Origin of the sequence: Acinetobacter pittii ANC 4050, assembly GCF_000399685.1 — a bacterium.
GTDB lineage: Bacteria > Pseudomonadota > Gammaproteobacteria > Pseudomonadales > Moraxellaceae > Acinetobacter > Acinetobacter pittii_E.
The window spans coordinates 389,234-407,610 of the sequence record NZ_KB976987.1; the positions used below are offsets into that span (position 1 = coordinate 389,234).

Sequence of the window (18,377 nt, forward strand, 5' to 3'; positions counted from 1 at the left end):
AATATCCTCCTTAATGATCATGTGGGGTAGATAAAGGCGCTTCATGAACGGCTGCCGAATGCAATTTATGTTTACTGTTCAGGGTACGAATCAGCACATAAAAGGCAGGAGTCAGGAATAAACCAAACAACGTTACACCAATCATGCCGAAGAACACGGCAATACCCATGGCATGGCGCATTTCAGACCCTGCACCAGTTGAGGTAACCAGCGGTACGACACCCATAATGAATGCAATAGAAGTCATTAGAATTGGACGTAAACGTAGTCGACTTGCTTCAACAGCTGCTTTAAAGGCAGTTGCACCTTGCATTTCGAGTTCCCGCGCAAATTCGACAATTAAGATGGCATTTTTACAGGCCAGTCCGACCAGTACCATCAGACCAATTTGGGTAAAGATGTTGTTATCTCCACCTGTCAGCCAAACACCCGTCAGAGCTGCCAAAATCCCCATTGGTACAATTAAAATTACAGCTAAAGGCAAAGTTAGACTTTCATATTGAGCAGCTAGCACCAAGAACACGAGCAATACGCTAATTGGGAATACCCAAAGTCCTGCGTTACCAGCCAAGATTTTTTGGTAAGTTAAATCTGTCCATTCAAACTTGATACCACGTGGCAGAGTCTGCGCGGCAATACGTTCAACCACAGCTTCCGCTTGGCTAGATGAATAACCCGGTGCAGGGCCGCCGTTAATATCTGCTGAGGTATAGCCGTTGTAACGCACCACCATTTCAGGACCGTAAGTTTGAGTTACATTTACCAGTGAAGATAACGGTACCATTTGCCCTGCACTGTTACGGGTTTTAAGCTGCAAAATATCTTCAGGGTTAGCACGGAAAGGGGCATCGGCTTGTGCTCGAACCTGATAAACACGTCCAAAGCGGTTAAAGTCGTTGACGTACTGAGAACCTAAATAAATCTGCATGGTGTTGAAAACATCTGTTACAGCAACACCTTGCTGTTTAGCTTTTACACGGTCTAGATCTACGTTCAGTTGAGGTACGTTAATTTGATAACTTGAGAACATTGGACCAAGTTCAGGGGCTGATTGTGCTGCTTTCATAAAGTTCTGTGCAGCATCATTCAAGGCTGAATAGCCTAAGGCACCTCGGTCTTCAAGTTGGAGTTTAAAGCCGCCCATGGTACCTAAGCCCATCACTGGTGGCGGTGGGAAAACTGCAATATAGGCATCTTGAATAGCTGAATATTTCTGATTGAGTGCACCAGCAATTGCATTGGCAGATAAGTCTTTGGCCTTACGTTCATCAAATGGCTTTAAGGTTACAAAGACAATACCGGCGCTTGAGCTGTTGGTAAAACCGTTAATTGAGAGGCCCGGGAAGGCAACAGCACTTTCTACACCAGGTTGTTTAAGAGCTGTATCACTCATTTTACGGATGACAGCTTCGGTACGATCTAATGACGCACCATTTGGCAGTTGAGCAAAGCTAATCAAATATTGTTTGTCCTGAGCGGGAACGAAACCACCCGGAACAATGTAGGAAATCCCAACGGTTAAACCTAAAAGTGCTGCATAGACGCCCATTGCTGAAGCTTTGTGTGAGATGACACGACTCACACCTTTACCATAACGATCTGAGGTACGTGTAAATACACGATTAAACAGCGCAAAGAAACGTCCAAATACGCGGTTCATAATGCGTGTTAATGCATCAGGTTTAGCGTCATGTCCTTTAAGCAACATGGCTGCTAGCGCAGGAGATAGAGTAAGTGAGTTAAATGCCGAAATGACTGTTGAAATGGCAATGGTCATGGCAAATTGTTTATAAAATTGCCCTGTTAAGCCTGTCATAAAAGCAAGAGGTACGAATACTGCAACGAGTGTTAGGGCAATCGCAATAATCGGTCCACTCACTTCTCGCATGGCGCGATAAGTTGCATCTCTTGGGCTTAAACCTGCTTCAATATTCCTCTCGACATTTTCGACGACGACAATCGCGTCATCGACCACAATCCCGATGGCAAGTACCATCCCGAATAGTGACAGTGCATTGATTGAGTAACCAAAAGCAAGCATGAGCGCGAATGTACCAATAATTGAAACCGGTACGGCAAGCAATGGAATAATTGAGGCACGCCATGTTTGCAAGAATAAAATTACAACAACAACAACCAGTGCAATTGCTTCAAGTAAGGTATGAACGACCGCTTTAATACTGGCACGTACGAACTGAGTCGGGTCGTACACAATGTCGTATTTAATTGAAGATGGGAAATCTTTTGAAAGCTCCTTCATCGTGTCGCGCACTTGATCGGAAACTTGCAATGCATTGGCACCAGGTGCTTGGAAAATTGGAATCGCGACTGCTTGTTTATTATCAAGCAATGAACGCAAACCATATTGTGAAGCTGCGAGTTCAACACGAGCTACATCACCCAATCGGGTAACAGCACCATCTGGAGCAGTTTTTAAAATAATATCGGCAAATTCTTGCTCAGTGGTTAAACGACCTTGAGCATTGACTGAGAGCTGTAAGGGTGAATTACTTGGTGATGCACCGATTGTACCCGCTGCTACCTGAATGTTTTGTTCACGGATTGCAGTCACAATTTCGGTTGCTGTGAGGTTACGCTGTGCCACTTTTTGTGGGTCGAGCCACACACGCATCGCGTAGTCACCCGAACCAAATAAACCGACTTCACCTACACCTTGTAAACGCGCTAAACGGTCTTTCACGTTCAATACTGCATAGTTACGTAAGTAGGTCATGTCATAGCGACTATCTGGTGAGGTTAGATGCACAACCATGGTTAATGTTGGTGAGCTTTTTAAAGTCGTGACACCTAAACGTTGTACATCTTCAGGTAAACGAGGCATGGCCTGAGATACACGGTTTTGAACCAGTTGTTGAGCTTTATCTGGGTCAATACCGAGCTTAAAATTCACCGTAATGGTTAGATTACCGTCGCTGTTTGCTTGAGATTGCATGTACAGCATGTCTTCAACGCCGTTGATCGATTCTTCAAGCGGAGAAGCAACAGTTTCAGCAATTACTTTCGGGTTTGCACCCGGATATTGAGCGCGAACCACCACAGATGGGGGAACAACTTCCGGATATTCAGAAATCGGTAGTTTAAACACCGAAAGCAGACCGGCGAGTAAAATCAATACTGATAAAACACCAGCAAAGATCGGCCGATCAATAAAAAATTTAGAGATATTCATATGCGATTAACCTTTTGCCGGAGTTGATGTTTTATCTGTTGGCTGAGGTTGAGTCATAGTGCTATTAGCTGTGATTTGTGCGTTAGGCATAGGAACGAGATGTGGCGTAATAGGGTCACCCGGACGAATCCGCTGTAAACCATTCACCACAATACGGTCACCTGCTTGTAATCCGCTATTCACGATTTGCAAACCATCTTGCTGCGTTCCGATTTTTACTTCACGGTAAGCAGTCTGGTTTTTAGCATCAACGACCACGACAAAGCGTTTATCTTGATCGACCCCAATTGCGGTTGGGCTAATTAAAATTGCTGAACGAGGTTGGCCCCCGCCTAAACGGATTCGTGCATATAAGCCCGGTAATAAAACTCCGTTTGGATTGTCAAAGGTCGCGCGAACACGGATTGTTCCCGAGGTTGCATCTAGATTATTGTCGATTGAATTGATCGTACCTTCACGAGTAAAGCCTGTTTCATTGGCAAGTCCCATATAAACAGGAACTTGTGCTGAATTACGCTGGTTGCTGATGTATTTCAGATAGGTTTGTTCATCAACATCGAAAGATGCATAAAGGCGAGATACAGATACTAAACTTGTTAAAACCTGTGCTCCGTTACCTGCAGAAATTACATTGCCGACGGTGACTTCGGCTCGTGAAATTCGGCCGCTGACTGGTGCAGTAATGCGGGTGTACTCAAGATTTAAACGTGCAGATTGAACGGCAGCTCTAGCAGCTTGCAGGTTGGCATTGGCTGAGCGTGCATCATTTTCGGCTAAATCTAGCTCTTGACGTGAGACAGCATTACTTTGGATTAAACGTTGAATACGGAATAAGTTAGAACCCGTATAAGTGACTTGTGCTTCAGCCGAAGCGAGTTGAGCTTGGGCACGATTGAGTTCTGCTTCGAAAGGACGCGGGTCGATTGTAAAAAGTAAGTCGCCTTTTCTAACCAGACTGCCATCTTTGAAATGTACGGCAATGAGTTTTCCTGAAACTTGAGGCCGAATATCGACTTGATCAATCGCCTCTAAACGCCCGGAATATTCTTGCCAATCGGTAATGGTTTTACTCACTACAGGGGCGATATCAACAGTAGCAGCTTGTTGGGCAGCGGTCAGTGCAGCTTTTGCATCGGCATTTTCATGTAAAAACATAAAACTGCCTCCTGTTGCTAAAATGGCAACAAAGAGGGCAGACAGTGTGAACTGTTTGCGGGAAAATGACATGAGGTGCTCCTAGTTATTTGGATACCTGTTTTCAGACTTTTAGTTTTGGTCCGTATGGGAGAAACAGGGTTTATGGGATGGACGGAGCATAAAAGTTTGTCAATCACGAATAAATATATTAAATTTGATAACACTATTCGTATTTTTATAATAATTGATGTGTTTGAGTTAAATAAAACGCATTAATAGGAGTGTGCGTGTGGATCTATTTCATGCCATGAGAGTATTCAATAAAGTTGTCGAAACAAATAGTTTCAGTTTAGCAGCTGATAGTTTGGGTTTACCGCGTGCTTCTGTGACGACAACCATCCAGGGTTTAGAGAAACATTTACAAGTTAGGTTGCTTAACCGAACCACCCGTAAACTTAGTTTGACACCAGATGGGGCAGTTTATTATGAGCGTACATCACGAATTTTAGCCGATGTCGAAGACGTAGAATCAAACTTTCATGATTCGGAACGTGGACCAAGAGGCCGACTGCGTATTGATGTTAAAGCTTCGATTGGGCGCATGATCTTAATTCCAATGCTCTGTGACTTCCATACACGTTATCCAGATATTGATTTGGTAATTGGAATGAGTGATCGCCCAGTCGATTTGGTACAAGATGCGGTGGACTGTGTCATCCGTATTGGTCAGTTGAAAGATTCAAGTTTGGTTGCACGTCGTATCGGAACAATTCAGTGTGTGACGGTTGCTGCACCCCGTTATTTGGCAGAGCATGGTGAACCAAAAACTATTGATGACTTAAAGCAACATCAAGTCGTGCATTACTTTAACAGCCGTACCGGACGTAATATCGACTGGGATTTTATGGTGGATGGTGAGATTCATAGCGTAGGTGTGAAAGGACGCGTTTCTGTCAACGATGGTGATTCATATGTGGGGCTTGCAGTTCAAGGTTTTGGTTTAATTCAGTGTCCACGTTTCATGGTTGCCGACCATCTGGAGTCGGGAGCTTTGAAAGAGGTTCTTACAGAGTGGCGTCCAGCACCAATGCCAATTTCTGTTGTTTATTTACAGAATCGACATTTGTCACCCAAAGTTCGTGTGTTTGTAGATTGGGTAGCTGAATTATTTGCGGGTTGCCATCTATTAAGTGGTTGTTCAATGTCATTGGATCAAAAATGTGAATTTGCCAGTGCAAAAGAGCATAACCACGAATATACCATTCGGACATTGGTCGAAAATGAGAATATGGCAGAAGCCTATGCACTCAAAAATTAGCTTCATATTTTGAGTGATTTTTCAACAATTAATCAGTTAATACAATCCACGGTTTAGTCATCTTCATAAATCCTTAATTTATGGTATAGAAATTGCAATTATTTCGGCAGAAGAGTAAGTTAGAAATACTCAAGTTTTTATCACCTTATTGGGATTTTAAGGAGAAGCTTCAAGATGGCAAGCTTTATGAAAAAAATATTCGTTTCAACAACTTTAGTTTTGGCTGCTGTTGCGACGAATGTTCAAGCAAAGGATTGGAAGGTGATTCGTTTTGGTACTGAGTCGTCTTATGCACCATTTGAATATAAAACACCAGATGGCAAGTTAACTGGTTTTGATGTTGATTTAGGGAATGCTATTTGTGCAAAACTCAAAGCCAAATGTGTTTGGGTTGAGAACTCTTTTGACGGGATGATTCCGGCACTTAAAGCGAAAAAGTTTGATGGCATTCTTTCATCAATGACAGTCACGGATGAACGTGCGAAACAAATTGCATTTACTAGCAAAATCTACAATACGCCAACACGTATGGTTGCAAAAAAAGGTTCACCGTTATTACCGACCGCTGCATCATTGAAGGGTAAACGTGTGGGCGTACAACAGGGCACAATTCAAGAAACTTATGCTAAAACCTATTGGGCACCAAAAGGTGTAACTGTTGTACCTTACCCAGTCCAAGATTTGATTTACCAAGACATGATGTCAGGACGTTTGGATGCAACCTTACAAGATGCAATTATGGTTGATGGTGCTTTCTTAAAACAACCAAAAGGCAAAAACTTCGGTTTTGTTGGTGGCAATGTGGTTGATGCAAAAACACTTGGGGTGGGCGCGGCGATTGGCTTACGCAAAGAAGATGCAGATTTGAAAGCCAACATTAATAAAGCAATAGCTGCAATCATTGCAGATGGCACATATAAGAAACTCGAGAAAAAATATTTCTCCTTTAGCATTTACTAATGATGTGAAAAATGTCGGCTTTAAGCCGACATTTTTAGATCTATTCTCATCTTATCAATATTAGATATTGTTTTTAAGGAGAAGAGGAGTCATGTTTTTTTCTGGCTATGGGCCACTCCTTCTCAGCGGTACATGGATGACCATACAGCTTGCGCTGTTGTCACTTTTGCTTTCTGTGATTATTGGCTTAATTGGTGCGAGCTCAAAACTCTCTAATATTAAAATCTTACGTTACATTGCGACAGCCTATACCACACTCATCCGTAGTGTGCCTGATTTGGTCATTATGCTGTTGTTATTTTATAGCTTGCAGTTGGGCCTAAACCAAATTACTGAAGCACTGCAAATGGAGCAAATTGATATCAACCCGTTTGTGGCTGGTGTGATTACTTTAGCGTTCATTTATGGTGCATATTTTACCGAGACCTTTCGTGGTGCATTTCAATCGGTCCCAAGAGGACAAATTGAAGCAGCAATGGCCTATGGTATGACTCCTTGGCAGGTTTTTCACCGAGTATTATTCCCTCAAATGATGCGTTTTGCGTTACCGGGTATTGGTAATAACTGGCAAGTTTTGATTAAGGCAACCGCACTGGTTTCAATTATTGGTCTGACTGATATTGTAAAAATTTCACAAGATGCGGGTAGAAATACCATGCAATTGTTCTTTTTCAGTATCGTGGCTGCTGCGATCTATTTGGCAATTACCACAGTGTCGAACCTGATTTTAATGTGGCTTGAACGTCGTTATTCTGCTGGTGTGAGGAAGGGACAATTATGATTGAAATCCTTCAACAATATTGGCAGGCATACCTTTGGACCGATGGCCTACAAATGACTGGGGTAGCGATGACTACTTGGTTATTGGTGTTATCTATTGGTATTGGGTTTGTGCTTGCTGTGCCTTTATCGCTTGCACGTGTATCAGAAAATCTTTGGTTGCGTGGTCCAGTCTGGTTGTTTACCTACGTTTTTCGTGGCACACCACTGTACATCCAGCTACTGATTATTTACTCAGGCATTTACAGCTTTGATTACATCCATGAACATCAGACACTCGATGCATTTTTTAGAGAAGGCATAAATTGTACCATTTTGGCATTTGCGCTCAATACTAGTGCATATACCACTGAAATCTTCGCTGGAGCGATCCGTTCTATTCCACATGGCGAGATAGAGGCTGCACAAGCTTTCGGTATGTCGAAATGGAAACGTTATACCCGTATTATCATCCCGTCGATGTTACGCCGTGCTTTACCATTTTATGGCAATGAAGTCATTTTAATGTTACATGCGACAACTATTGCATTTACAGCAACAGTTCCTGACATTTTGAAAATTGCGCGTGATGTGAATGCGGCAACCTATGACACCTTCAATGCTTTTGGGATTGCCGCGGTGTTGTATGCAGTATTGGCATTTATTTTGATTTGGATATTTCGTCGGCTCGAAAAACGTTGGTTGGCATTTTTAAAACCATCGAATCATTAGGAGACATAAATGGAACACGTTGCAAAACTAGTGATTCGCGATTTACATAAGACATTTGGCGATCATGAAGTACTAAAAGGAATATCACTTGATGCAAATGCTGGTGATGTCATTAGTATCATTGGTTCATCTGGTTCAGGTAAAAGTACCTTGCTGCGTTGTATTAACTTCTTGGAACAACCAAGTAATGGCACTATTAAACTTAATGGTGAAAAACTACGCACAGTCTTTGATAAAAAAGGCAATTTAAAAGTCGTTGACCCAAAGCAACTACAAAAAATGCGTACCCAGCTCATGATGGTGTTTCAGCATTTTAATTTGTGGTCACACATGACAGTACTGGAAAATGTCATTGAAGGACCAATTCATGTACTCGGGGTAAAACGTGCTGAGGCTGAAGAGCGTGCACGCAAATATTTACGTAAAGTAGGATTACCTGAAAGTGTTGAAAGTAAATATCCGACATTTTTATCTGGTGGTCAGCAGCAACGTGTAGCAATTGCTCGTGCTTTGGCTATGGAACCAGAAGTGATGCTGTTTGATGAGCCAACCAGTGCACTTGACCCAGAGTTGGTAGGTGAAGTACTTAAAGTCATGCAAGGCTTGGCGGAAGAAGGGCGTACCATGATTGTGGTCACACATGAAATGGGCTTTGCGCGCAATGTATCTAATCAAGTGATTTTTTTGCATCAGGGGAAAATTGAGGAACAAGGTCATCCTGATGAAGTACTCAACAATCCGAAAAGTGAGCGTTTAAAGCAATTTTTGACGGGTAGTTTGAAATAAGTTATTCATACCGAGTAAGGTGAATTTTTTTAAACAAGGATTTGCATCTTACTCGGTTGTTTTAGTTATAGTTTAAAGATGAGTGTTTTTAGAAAACACATTAATAATGATAATACCCGTGATCATTAAAGTAAGACCAATGCACGCTGCCAAGTCTAAATGCTGTTTGTAAAATATCCAGCCAATTGCGGAAATTAAAATAATACCTGCACCTGACCAAATGGCATATGCAATCCCCATCGGAATTGTTTTTAAAGTCAGGGACAATAAATAAAAAGCAATTGCATAGCCCACCACTGTAATGATGGATGGAATAGGAACAGTAAAACCTTGAGATGCTTTTAAAGCTGAAGTTGCAATGACTTCACAAGCAATCGCAATTGCTAAATAAAGATAAGACATGGGAAGCTGCGCCAGAATGAGTTTTAATCAATCTACATGAAATGTTGAAATGGTTTGGCAGTTTTAACGATTGTTTAATTTTTTTGGTACAAAATTACCAGTAAATCAAACTGAACTGATAAATTGATTTTATCACTAGCTATGTGGTCTCAGCTATTTATTCGTTTAATTTAAACATTGATCTGCATAGTTATTTAGAAGGATCAGTGCCTTTAGCTTGATCTTCTCTAGACTTTTTAAGAAATAGATGAGCCGAGTAAATTTAGCATCTTAAATTTCTCTAAACAGACATAAAAAAACCGAGGGCTTTGCCTCGGTTTTTTATTTCTAGAAAAAATTATTTTTCTACGAACGCACGTTCAATCACGTAGTCGCCCATTTCACCCATACGAGGTGATTCAACTAAACCATGTTGGTCAAGTAATGCAGCAACATCTTTCAAGAATGCAGGGCTACCACAAAGCATTGCGCGGTCAGTTTCACGGTTGAAGCGTGGTAAACCAATTTTTTCAAATAAAGCGCCAGTTTCAATTGCAGTTGTTACACGGCCTTGAGTGTGGAAAGGCTCACGAGTTACTGTAGGGTAGTAAACAAGTTTGTCTTTAATGCCTAGCTCTTCAAAGAATTCATGGTTTGGCAATTCATTCAAGATAAGATCTTGATAAGCTAATTCAGAAATATAGCGTGTACCATGAACAACGATTACTTTTTCAAAGCGTTCGTAAGTTTCTGGGTCACGAATAATTGATAAGAATGGTGCAAGACCAGTACCAGAAGATAAAAGGTATAAGTTTTTACCTGGTAAAAGATCATCATGAACCAAAGTACCTGTTGGTTTTCTAGAAACTAAAATTTCATCGCCAACTTGTACTTTTTGCAAAATCGAAGTTAAAGGACCGTCTTGTACTTTAATTGAGAAGAACTCTAACTCTTCTTCGTAGTTTGCACTTGCAATCGAATATGCACGCATTAACGGTTTGCCATTCACTTCAAGTCCGATCATTACGAACTGACCATTTTTAAAACGTAAGCTGGTGTCGCGTGTAGTTTTAAAACTGAAAAGAGTGTCATTCCAGTGGTGAACATGAGTAATGCGTTCAACGTTAAAAGCAGCCATTAAAGGTCTCGATCACGATTAAAAGAAAACAGATTGCTATTCTAATCTAATTTCATTCCCGATAAACTGAATATATTTAATTGTGTTTATAAGAAAAAGTGATGATCAACTCTGTCACCTTCCCCATAATTGGCTACATGTGTTCTCCTTATCGTGAAAAATTTGGTATTCCACGCCAGCCTAATTTGGTCAATATTGAGTCTTATATTGACATGGTAGAACCATATAACGACTTGCTAGCATTTGAGGGAATTGAGCAGTTCAGTCATCTCTGGTTAGTTTGGCAGTTTCATGATAATAAAAATCAGGGGAGTGCCGATAAATTTCGTCCACAGGTTCGTCCGCCACGTTTAGGGGGCAATGAAAAAATAGGCGTATTTGCTACACGTAGCATGTATAGACCTTCTCCTATAGGTCTTTCAGTCGTAAAACTTAATAAAGTGGAAAAAGTGGGGAAGGCTGTCCGCGTCTATATCACAGGAAGCGATTTATTAAATGGCACTCCAATTTTAGATATTAAGCCTTATATTCAATATTCTGATTCAATTAGCGATGCACAAAGTGGTTATGCCCATGCAGAACCAGAACGGAAGTCAGTCATTTGGGGGGAGGCTGCATTAACAGCACAAAAATATTTTTTGCAAAATAATGAAATGAATTCTCAATACATTGATGAACTTGAGCAAGTCTTAGCTTTAGATCCTCGACCAGCCTATCAAGAAGACGCTGAACGAATCTATAAAATGAAATTTTCAAACTTTGATATTCATTTTAAGGTCGATCAATTTGTAGTTACTGTGGTTGATGTAGTAAAGAGTTCTTCGCTTGCACAATAGAAATTTTTTAAAACCAATGGATGTTGAGCCAAAGTAAACTAATAAAAATAGCCATATGAATGAGTTGGGCGGGAACGAAAGCAAGTGCATAGTGAAGCCCACCTGAAATTGCGGAGTTCACACTTTTGGCAAGTGCATGAACTGCGAAACCTCCTAAAAAGGCAATGAGTAAAGGTGTCATATGTGCACTATCAGGCTCACCTTGCACAATAACTGCCGCAATTGCTGCATGTATTTCAAACAAAGATGCAAGCAGAGTACCTGCGATTAATCCTGCATCGCCTAAAGATAGACTTAAACCATAAACACCTGCCTGAACAAGGGTAAGTGTACCTGCAATAATAATGGCTTCTTTTAAGCTGAACATTCTTGAGTCAAGCTCGGGCGAAGCCGTACTAGGCTCTGCTTTACGTAATAAAATAAAGGCCCATACTGATAAAACTACTAATGCAATAAGTGTAGGAAATATAATTAGCTTAAACCAAGCAAAGCTAATGCCGATCACAATAATTAAAGTTTGAATCAGTGTTGAAACACAGGACATTAAGGCAGCACCTGCATTTGTCGTTGCATTGGCTTTGCCAGAGCGTACTTCTAAACCTAAACTGGCAATCGTCGCTGTACTAGAAACAAATCCAGAAGCTAAAGAAGAAAGCAATAAAGCATTTTTTGAGGAGAGTAGTCGCTTCGCAATATGAGCGAGGGCCTGTACAAATAAGATCAAAGTCAGTAACTTTAAAATCACATGCGGATTTAAAACTGGACCCCAAAAGGGTTTATTGGGTACTAAAGGTAGAGCAATTAACAGTAAGGCAAGTAGAAAAATGCCATCACGCAATTCCGATTCGGTAATCCACTGACTTGCAATGCCATGCATAGACTGCTTTGCAAATAAAATAATCGTCATGATCACAGCTAAGCCAGCAGCGAGCGAAATATTCCAAATGCAAATTGCCCCAATGAAATAAGTCATAATAAAGGCGAGTTCTGTGGTCACACCTGGGTCATTCGGCTGATTTTTGAGGGAAACGATACTAATAGCCCCAATGAGAAGGGCGCCTACAATTCCAATTTCAGTGCCAAATAAAAAACAAATCGCTCCAAGTAATGCACTAATGGCAAAAGATCGGAATCCGGCAAAGGTTTTATATTCATGTTTAAGCTTGCTTCGTTCACGTTCTAACCCAATTAATAAACCACAACCGAGCGCAGCAGCAATCACCGTAATAAATTCTTCAAATGATGTTGTTTGTAATGACATTGTCATTGGAAGTTCCATATTACTTCCTCTTTGCTTATTGTTATATGTAGATTTGAATCATTTTAAAATCATGTATTCATGTTCAGTTTATGCTTTTTATTATAGTGAGCATAGTGTCTTTTTTTAGATAAAACTAGATAGAAAATATTTCTATAAATATGACCTGTGCCACAAAAAAATATTAAGATGAGAAGTGGTTTAATTAACTGATGTTAAAGGATATTTAAACCTAAAATATCTCTGTTATATTATAAAAATATATTGGGGATAACGCATGAATGCACATGTAGAAATAGACACGTATTGGTGTCTAGAACAACTATTACAAGAAGGCCGTATAACAGAACGAGATAAATTACTGGTACAGACAAGTCACCGCCAAAAAGACCAGTTAAAGTGGCACCCTTTACAGTGGATTGCACATTTTAATTTAAAAGATCAGCAGTATACACACGCTCATTTAAGTTTAAATCGCTTATGTTTATGGTTTGCAGATCGGGTTCAGCTTCCTTTATTTGTGATCGATCCTTTAAAGGCCGATGTCAGTGCTTTAACACAGGTTATGTCACAAGAGTTTGCCATTCGCAATCATATTCTAGCTGTTGAAATTCATGCTGACCGAATCGTGATTGGAACAGATCAACCATTTCAAACAGATTGGCTCAATAACCTTGAACGAAGTCTAGCGCCTAAAAAAATTGAACGGGTACTGCTTAATCCCGAACAGTTACAGCGTTATTTGCGAGAATATTATCAGGTGAGTCGCGCAGTAAACTCGGCTCAAAAAGATGCAGCTCATGACCGTGACAGTAAAAATGTTGAAGCGCTTTTGCAGCTTGGTGATAGTCAAAACCCAGATGCTAATGATCAGCATATTGTGAAATTGGTCGACTGGATTTTACAGTTTGCATTTGAGCAGAGTGCCAGTGATATTCACATGGAACCGCGTAAAGATAACGGTAAAGTCCGGTTCCGTATTGATGGGGTTTTGCACACCATTTATAACATGCCTTCAAATACACTGACCGCCGTGATTTCTCGGATTAAAATTTTAGGACGTTTGAATGTAGCGGAAAAACGTAAACCGCAAGATGGTCGATTAAAAACTCGTACACCCAAAGGTCAAGAAACGGAATTACGTTTATCAACTTTGCCAACAGCATTTGGTGAAAAATTGGTTATGCGTATTTTCGATCCAGATGTGCTGGTGCGTTCTTTTCAGCAATTGGGCTTTGAGGAGCGTTTATTACAACAGTGGCAGCAATTAACAAAAAATAGTCACGGCATTATTTTGGTTACCGGTCCTACAGGTTCAGGTAAAACAACTACGCTATATTCTTCTTTGAAACAGCTCGCAACTGAGCAGGTCAATGTATGTACCATTGAAGACCCGATTGAAATGTTAGAGCCTAGTTTTAACCAAATGCAGGTCAATAATGCAATTGAATTAGGCTTTGCTGATGGCGTGCGTGCGCTGATGCGACAAGACCCAGACATTATTATGATTGGTGAAATTCGTGACCAAGACACGGCGAATATGGCCATTCAGGCGGCACTCACAGGTCATTTGGTGTTATCAACTTTACATACCAATGATGCGCCGTCTAGTTTGACTCGTTTGCATGATTTGGGTGTACAACCATTTCTGACTGCTGCAACAATTTTAGGTGTTCTTGCACAGCGTTTAGTACGACAGCTTTGCCCGCACTGTAAACAACAAACTTATATTAATGAGACCGAGTGGGAACACCTAACATTTGACTATATTATGGAAATGCCTGAAACAGTTTATCAGGCAGTAGGCTGTGAAGAATGTCGTCATACGGGTTATAAAGGGCGAGTCGGTATTTATGAATTTATGCCAGTCAGTCTTGAGCTTAAGCATCTTATTAGCAGTCATGGGACGTTAAATGATTTGAGAACTCAAACTAAAAAAGAAGGTATAGAACCTTTAAGAATTGCTGGGGCCCGTAAGGTGATTGAAGGGCTTACGACATTAGAAGAGGTATTGCGGGTTGTGCCATTAAATTAAATTTTTCTTAAGATTCACCTCATTTATGCTTGATTTAATTGCTTTATCCCTAGAGGGAACCATAAACAGAGGGTAATAATATGAATATGCTTAAAGTAATATTGATGACTGCTGGTATGACTGCTGCTGGCGTAGTTGTAGCGAATACACCAGTAAATCAAGCTGCAATTGCTCCAGCAACTGTCACCACGGTCAAACAGGCATTAACTTCAAAAGACAATACACCGATCAAATTACATGGTCAGGTTGTGAAGTCTTTAGGTGATGAAAAATATCAATTTCTTGATAAGACAGGTAGCATTACAATTGATGTAGATGATGAACTTTGGCAAGGTCGTCCTATTTCAGCCAATACAAATGTAACTTTAATTGGTGAAGTAGACATTGATTATAAACCTTTAAAACGTGTAGAAATTGATGTGGATCAAGTTCAGTTTTAATTCATGAGTCTGTAGATCTACTACTTTTAGCCGCATTTAAATCATGCGGCTTTGCTTTTTTTATAAAGGCTTGGCAAGATCAAATCAGGATATAACAGGAAAAATAGATGAGAATTTTGCTTGCAGAAGATGATCGCTCTCAAGCTGAAAGCATTCAATCATGGTTAGAGTTAGACGGTTATCAAGTAGATTGGGTTGAAAGAGGTGACTATGCACTTACGGCAATCGAACAGCATGACTATGACTGTATTTTACTTGATCGGGGGCTACCTCAACTGGCTGGTGAAAAAGTTTTAACGACCATTCGCCATAAACAAAAAAATGTTCCTGTTATTTTTATTACTGCACGTGACAGCATTCATGATCGGGTAGAGGGGCTAGATTTAGGCGCAAATGATTATTTGGTTAAGCCTTTTAGTTTAGAAGAGTTATCGGCTCGCATCCGCGCTCAATTACGTAAACAAACTTTGAGTCAGCAATCCATCTTAACATGGGGTGACCTACAACTCGACACACAAGCAAAAGTTGTATTAAGTGCTGGAAAGTCTATCGATTTAACGGCAAAAGAATTTCAGATATTACGTAAGCTTATGGTACATCCCGAGCATATTATTACCCGTGATCAATTAGAAGAAGCACTCTATGCATGGGGTGAAGAAATTGAAAGTAACGCGATTGAAGTATTTATTTATCAGCTTCGAAAAAAAATTGGAAGTAGCAGTATTAAAACCATACGGGGGCTAGGCTACCGTATGGGAGATTTAAAATGAAATCGAATCGCTCATCTTTGCAGTCACAACTGGTTAAAACCACAATGTGGAGTAGCGTTGTGGTGGGGCTGTTGGCTTTAAGTTTACTCACTATATTTTCGATCTATCACAACATGTCAGTACAAGACGAAATCATGGATGAAATTTCAGATACTTTGCTGGTTTCTGACCTTTCTGGACACTCCATGAAACAGTTTGATGAGCTGAGTGATGAATTTGATATTCAGTATGAGTTATTAAACACAGGTCAAGTATTGACTCATTCTCATAGCTATCAGCATGAACTTTTTGAACAGGGTAACTTGTCAGAAGGATTCTCATATTTTTGGTTTGATGGTCAATTATGGCGTAGTCTGGCTGCACAACAAGAAGACTCTCAACTACAAGTTGAAGTTTTTCAACCAATGAGTACACGTGTTGAAGAGGTACTTAAAGCACTTGCCGGATATAGCGGTCTTATGGTGTTGTTTTGGTTATTACAATGGGTGATTGTAAGTTGGCGTACCGAGCATCAATTGGCTGCACTAAATTTACTTTCGAAGCGGATTGCTCAAAAAACTGCATCAAATTTAGAACCAATTCAAGAGCCAGATGTTATTACAGAGATTCAACCTGTTATAGATGCTTTAAATCAGTTGCTTGCAAGATTGCAAAGGGCTCTCGTTGCTGAACAGCGTTTTACCGCAGATGCTTCGCATGAGCTACGTTCTCCGTTATCCGCCATACAAATGCGTCTTCAAGTTTTACAGCGTAAATACCAGCATCTTCCGGAGCTTCATCAAGATTTTGAACGTATACAAGAAGACGTTTCTAGAAGTACAAAGATACTTGAAAATTTACTCCTGCTTGCTCGTTTGGAACCGAATGAAGCTGAGCAGCCACAACTTCCTAAGACAGTTATCGATTTAAATTACTTACTGGCAAGAGTTATTGAAACTGTAGATTTAGATGCGAAAGCTAAACAGATGTTGATAGAGACAAATACTTTATCGACAGAAACTAAAACGTTTGCAAATGAAGAATTACTATTTATTGCTTTTAGAAATTTATTTGATAACGCCATTCGTTATAGCCCGAATTTAGGCTCTATTCATGTTGAGATTGGTCGTCATGAACAGCAAATTAAGGTGTCAATTGAAGACACGGGAAATGGGGTGGATGATGAGGTGTTGCTACGATTAGGGCAGCGTTTTTTTCGGGTACTCGGTACTCAGCAGCAAGGTTCTGGGTTAGGAATTTCAATTACGCGAAAAATTATTGAATTGCATAATGGCACATTACATTTTATGCATGCCGAACAAGGTGGTCTGAGGGCAGAGATTATTCTTCCTTCATAAAAAATAGCATGGTTACCCATGCTATCCATTTTTTGTTTTCCCACGAATATTATTGAAACGCGAGTGTATTTTTTATTTAGTTAAAATTAGACGATTGTTGCGAGTGAGGCGTAAACGATATTCCTCGCCAGCATGCATAATGCGGATTTCACGGCCTAATGCAAATAGGTTGTTAGAATGTAACATTGGTAAGGCGTGAGCTGTGTCATTGTTACGAGTAAATAAGCTAAAAGGTGCGTTCATTTGTTGTGCTCCGTGGTATGTTCTTGAACGATTTAAATGATAATCATTATCGAATAGATCTGTCAATGAGATTTTTAAGATTTTATAAAATGATAAAATTTGCTTACACTTGAGAAAAGTTTTAGAGAATAGAAAAATGCCCAAACCGATTGTTGATGTCGCAATAGCTATCTTAATTCATCGTGGAAGAATATTAGTTGGATGGCGCCAAGAAGAGCAACATCAAGGCGGAAAGCATGAGTTTCCCGGAGGAAAGGTTGAGCAGGGTGAAACTCCAGAAGAAGCCTGCCGCCGTGAAATTTATGAAGAGGTGGGTATTGGTTTAAAAGATTGGCATCAGTTTGATTATATTCACCATGAATATGATGACATTATCGTCAACCTTCATTTGTTCCATAGTTATGTACCTGATGAGTTATTAAATCTTATTCACCAACCATGGGCATGGTACACACGTGATCAGCTATTTCATTTAAACTTCCCTAAAGCCAATAAAAACATCATAAAACGACTCTATTGGCCTCATCTCATCAAAATTAGCAATACGCTTTCAACAGTAGAAAGCAGTGATGCTTTATTGTACTGGCGTATCGAAGAATTTGAGCCGCAGTATATAGAGCAATTAACTGCTTTAGATGAAGGGCAACGATCAAATTTAATTATTAATATCGCTATGTGGCAGCAATTAAGTCCTGAATTACAAAAACAGATTAAGACCGTTCATTTAAAACAATCTCAACTCATGAATTTGCATAAAGGCGATTTAACAGTGGGGGTGCGATATATTGCCGCTTGTCATGATGCGGTTTCTTTAAAACAGGCTCAGCAGATTGGTTGTGATGCTGTTTTTATTAGTCCTGTAAAACCAACAACGACTCATCCAGAAGCTGTAGCATTAGGTTGGGAACGTTTTAGTGATCTGGCTCAAAATAGCCAGATTCCGGTTTTTGCATTAGGAGGAGTGCATCCGGACGATTTAGCCACTGCACAGCAGCATGGTGCATATGGCTTAGCGGGTATTCGTAATTTCTAATGAGAAAATAAATAAGCATTAAAA

At 40.2% G+C, this 18,377-nt stretch carries 17 protein-coding genes; 11 read left to right on the forward strand and 6 right to left on the reverse strand.

Going from position 1 to position 18,377, the window contains the following annotated elements; translation table 11 throughout:
* Nucleotides 1-10 precede the first annotated feature (10 nt).
* Both adeG and adeF read right to left on the reverse strand, forming a co-directional pair.
* Nucleotides 11-3,190, reverse strand: coding sequence for a multidrug efflux RND transporter permease subunit AdeG (gene adeG / locus F931_RS05750; RefSeq protein ID WP_016140472.1), 3,180 nt, complete (start codon nucleotides 3,188-3,190; stop codon nucleotides 11-13).
* A gap of 6 nt (nucleotides 3,191-3,196) precedes the next feature.
* Nucleotides 3,197-4,417 carry a multidrug efflux RND transporter periplasmic adaptor subunit AdeF gene (gene adeF, locus F931_RS05755; RefSeq protein ID WP_016140473.1) on the reverse strand — a complete coding sequence of 407 codons (1,221 nt, stop codon included), beginning with the start codon at nucleotides 4,415-4,417 and terminating at the stop codon, nucleotides 3,197-3,199.
* Between the two features lie 199 nt (nucleotides 4,418-4,616).
* Between adeF and F931_RS05760 the strand changes: the two genes are divergently transcribed.
* The 5 genes from F931_RS05760 (at nucleotide 4,617) to hisP (ending at nucleotide 8,882) form a co-directional block, all read left to right on the forward strand.
* Complete coding sequence (locus F931_RS05760; protein WP_016140474.1) at nucleotides 4,617-5,645, forward strand: LysR family transcriptional regulator; 1,029 nt, start codon at nucleotides 4,617-4,619, stop codon at nucleotides 5,643-5,645.
* Between the two features lie 174 nt (nucleotides 5,646-5,819).
* Nucleotides 5,820-6,605 carry an ABC transporter substrate-binding protein gene (gene argT, locus F931_RS05765; protein ID WP_016140475.1) on the forward strand — a complete coding sequence of 262 codons (786 nt, stop codon included), beginning with the start codon at nucleotides 5,820-5,822 and terminating at the stop codon, nucleotides 6,603-6,605.
* Between the two features lie 91 nt (nucleotides 6,606-6,696).
* Nucleotides 6,697-7,386: an ABC transporter permease gene (hisQ, locus tag F931_RS05770; RefSeq protein ID WP_016140476.1), complete on the forward strand. Its 690-nt coding sequence runs from the start codon at nucleotides 6,697-6,699 to the stop codon at nucleotides 7,384-7,386.
* On the forward strand, nucleotides 7,383-8,096 hold the full coding sequence (gene hisM / locus F931_RS05775; protein WP_016140477.1) for an ABC transporter permease: 714 nt from the start codon (nucleotides 7,383-7,385) through the stop codon (nucleotides 8,094-8,096). The genes hisQ and hisM overlap by 4 nt, the downstream gene beginning before the upstream one ends.
* Nucleotides 8,097-8,105: 9 nt before the next feature.
* Entirely contained in the window at nucleotides 8,106-8,882 is a 777-nt protein-coding gene (gene hisP / locus F931_RS05780) for an ABC transporter ATP-binding protein (protein WP_016140478.1), read from the forward strand.
* Nucleotides 8,883-8,954: 72 nt separating this feature from the next.
* Here hisP and abeS read toward each other — a convergent pair whose 3' ends face one another.
* Both abeS and F931_RS05790 read right to left on the reverse strand, forming a co-directional pair.
* Nucleotides 8,955-9,284, reverse strand: a complete 330-nt coding sequence (gene abeS / locus F931_RS05785; protein ID WP_016140479.1) for a multidrug efflux SMR transporter AbeS — start codon at nucleotides 9,282-9,284, stop codon at nucleotides 8,955-8,957.
* Between the two features lie 337 nt (nucleotides 9,285-9,621).
* Nucleotides 9,622-10,401 (reverse strand): ferredoxin--NADP reductase, encoded by a 780-nt coding sequence (locus tag F931_RS05790; RefSeq protein WP_016140480.1) that lies wholly within the window; start codon nucleotides 10,399-10,401, stop codon nucleotides 9,622-9,624.
* Between the two features lie 101 nt (nucleotides 10,402-10,502).
* On the opposite strand from F931_RS05790, the gene tsaA reads away from it, so the two are divergent.
* Nucleotides 10,503-11,237: a tRNA (N6-threonylcarbamoyladenosine(37)-N6)-methyltransferase TrmO gene (gene tsaA / locus F931_RS05795; RefSeq protein ID WP_080649437.1), complete on the forward strand. Its 735-nt coding sequence runs from the start codon at nucleotides 10,503-10,505 to the stop codon at nucleotides 11,235-11,237.
* Between the two features lie 7 nt (nucleotides 11,238-11,244).
* Here tsaA and F931_RS05800 read toward each other — a convergent pair whose 3' ends face one another.
* The gene (locus F931_RS05800; RefSeq protein WP_016140482.1) at nucleotides 11,245-12,516 is read right to left on the reverse strand and encodes an MgtC/SapB family protein; all 1,272 of its coding nucleotides are present in this window, start codon (nucleotides 12,514-12,516) and stop codon (nucleotides 11,245-11,247) included.
* A 256-nt stretch (nucleotides 12,517-12,772) separates the two neighbouring features.
* Between F931_RS05800 and F931_RS05805 the strand changes: the two genes are divergently transcribed.
* The 4 genes from F931_RS05805 to qseC all read left to right on the forward strand — a co-directional run bounded on the left by F931_RS05805 (nucleotide 12,773) and on the right by qseC (nucleotide 17,077).
* Nucleotides 12,773-14,530 (forward strand): type IV pilus assembly ATPase TfpB, encoded by a 1,758-nt coding sequence (locus tag F931_RS05805; RefSeq protein WP_016140483.1) that lies wholly within the window; start codon nucleotides 12,773-12,775, stop codon nucleotides 14,528-14,530.
* Nucleotides 14,531-14,610: 80 nt separating this feature from the next.
* Entirely contained in the window at nucleotides 14,611-14,970 is a 360-nt protein-coding gene (locus F931_RS05810; protein WP_016140484.1) for a NirD/YgiW/YdeI family stress tolerance protein, read from the forward strand.
* Nucleotides 14,971-15,077: 107 nt separating this feature from the next.
* A complete protein-coding gene (gene qseB, locus F931_RS05815) occupies nucleotides 15,078-15,740 on the forward strand; it encodes a response regulator transcription factor (protein WP_005073466.1) in 663 nt (220 codons plus the stop codon).
* Nucleotides 15,737-17,077: a sensor histidine kinase gene (gene qseC, locus F931_RS05820; RefSeq protein ID WP_016140485.1), complete on the forward strand. Its 1,341-nt coding sequence runs from the start codon at nucleotides 15,737-15,739 to the stop codon at nucleotides 17,075-17,077. Before qseB ends, qseC begins: the two co-directional genes overlap by 4 nt.
* Before the next feature lie 72 nt (nucleotides 17,078-17,149).
* Here qseC and hemP read toward each other — a convergent pair whose 3' ends face one another.
* The gene (gene hemP, locus F931_RS05825; protein ID WP_002118129.1) at nucleotides 17,150-17,320 is read right to left on the reverse strand and encodes a hemin uptake protein HemP; all 171 of its coding nucleotides are present in this window, start codon (nucleotides 17,318-17,320) and stop codon (nucleotides 17,150-17,152) included.
* A 136-nt stretch (nucleotides 17,321-17,456) separates the two neighbouring features.
* Here hemP and F931_RS05830 point away from each other — a divergent pair, with 136 nt between their 5' ends.
* The gene (locus tag F931_RS05830; protein WP_016140486.1) at nucleotides 17,457-18,353 is read left to right on the forward strand and encodes an NUDIX domain-containing protein; all 897 of its coding nucleotides are present in this window, start codon (nucleotides 17,457-17,459) and stop codon (nucleotides 18,351-18,353) included.
* Nucleotides 18,354-18,377 lie beyond the last annotated feature (24 nt).

Bases quoted from the DNA above. Each gene is read 5' to 3' on its own strand.
- adeG (WP_016140472.1), bottom strand. From the start codon at position 3,190: ATGAATATCTCTAAATTTTTTATTGATCGGCCGATCTTTGCTGGTGTT.
- adeF (WP_016140473.1), bottom strand. From the start codon at position 4,417: ATGTCATTTTCCCGCAAACAGTTCACACTGTCTGCCCTCTTTGTTGCC.
- argT (WP_016140475.1), top strand. From the start codon at position 5,820: ATGGCAAGCTTTATGAAAAAAATATTCGTTTCAACAACTTTAGTTTTG.
- hisQ (WP_016140476.1), top strand. From the start codon at position 6,697: ATGTTTTTTTCTGGCTATGGGCCACTCCTTCTCAGCGGTACATGGATG.
- hisM (WP_016140477.1), top strand. From the start codon at position 7,383: ATGATTGAAATCCTTCAACAATATTGGCAGGCATACCTTTGGACCGAT.
- hisP (WP_016140478.1), top strand. From the start codon at position 8,106: ATGGAACACGTTGCAAAACTAGTGATTCGCGATTTACATAAGACATTT.
- abeS (WP_016140479.1), bottom strand. From the start codon at position 9,284: ATGTCTTATCTTTATTTAGCAATTGCGATTGCTTGTGAAGTCATTGCA.
- F931_RS05790 (WP_016140480.1), bottom strand. From the start codon at position 10,401: ATGGCTGCTTTTAACGTTGAACGCATTACTCATGTTCACCACTGGAAT.
- tsaA (WP_080649437.1), top strand. From the start codon at position 10,503: ATGATCAACTCTGTCACCTTCCCCATAATTGGCTACATGTGTTCTCCT.
- F931_RS05800 (WP_016140482.1), bottom strand. From the start codon at position 12,516: ATGGAACTTCCAATGACAATGTCATTACAAACAACATCATTTGAAGAA.
- F931_RS05805 (WP_016140483.1), top strand. From the start codon at position 12,773: ATGAATGCACATGTAGAAATAGACACGTATTGGTGTCTAGAACAACTA.
- F931_RS05810 (WP_016140484.1), top strand. From the start codon at position 14,611: ATGAATATGCTTAAAGTAATATTGATGACTGCTGGTATGACTGCTGCT.
- qseB (WP_005073466.1), top strand. From the start codon at position 15,078: ATGAGAATTTTGCTTGCAGAAGATGATCGCTCTCAAGCTGAAAGCATT.
- qseC (WP_016140485.1), top strand. From the start codon at position 15,737: ATGAAATCGAATCGCTCATCTTTGCAGTCACAACTGGTTAAAACCACA.
- hemP (WP_002118129.1), bottom strand. From the start codon at position 17,320: ATGAACGCACCTTTTAGCTTATTTACTCGTAACAATGACACAGCTCAC.
- F931_RS05830 (WP_016140486.1), top strand. From the start codon at position 17,457: ATGCCCAAACCGATTGTTGATGTCGCAATAGCTATCTTAATTCATCGT.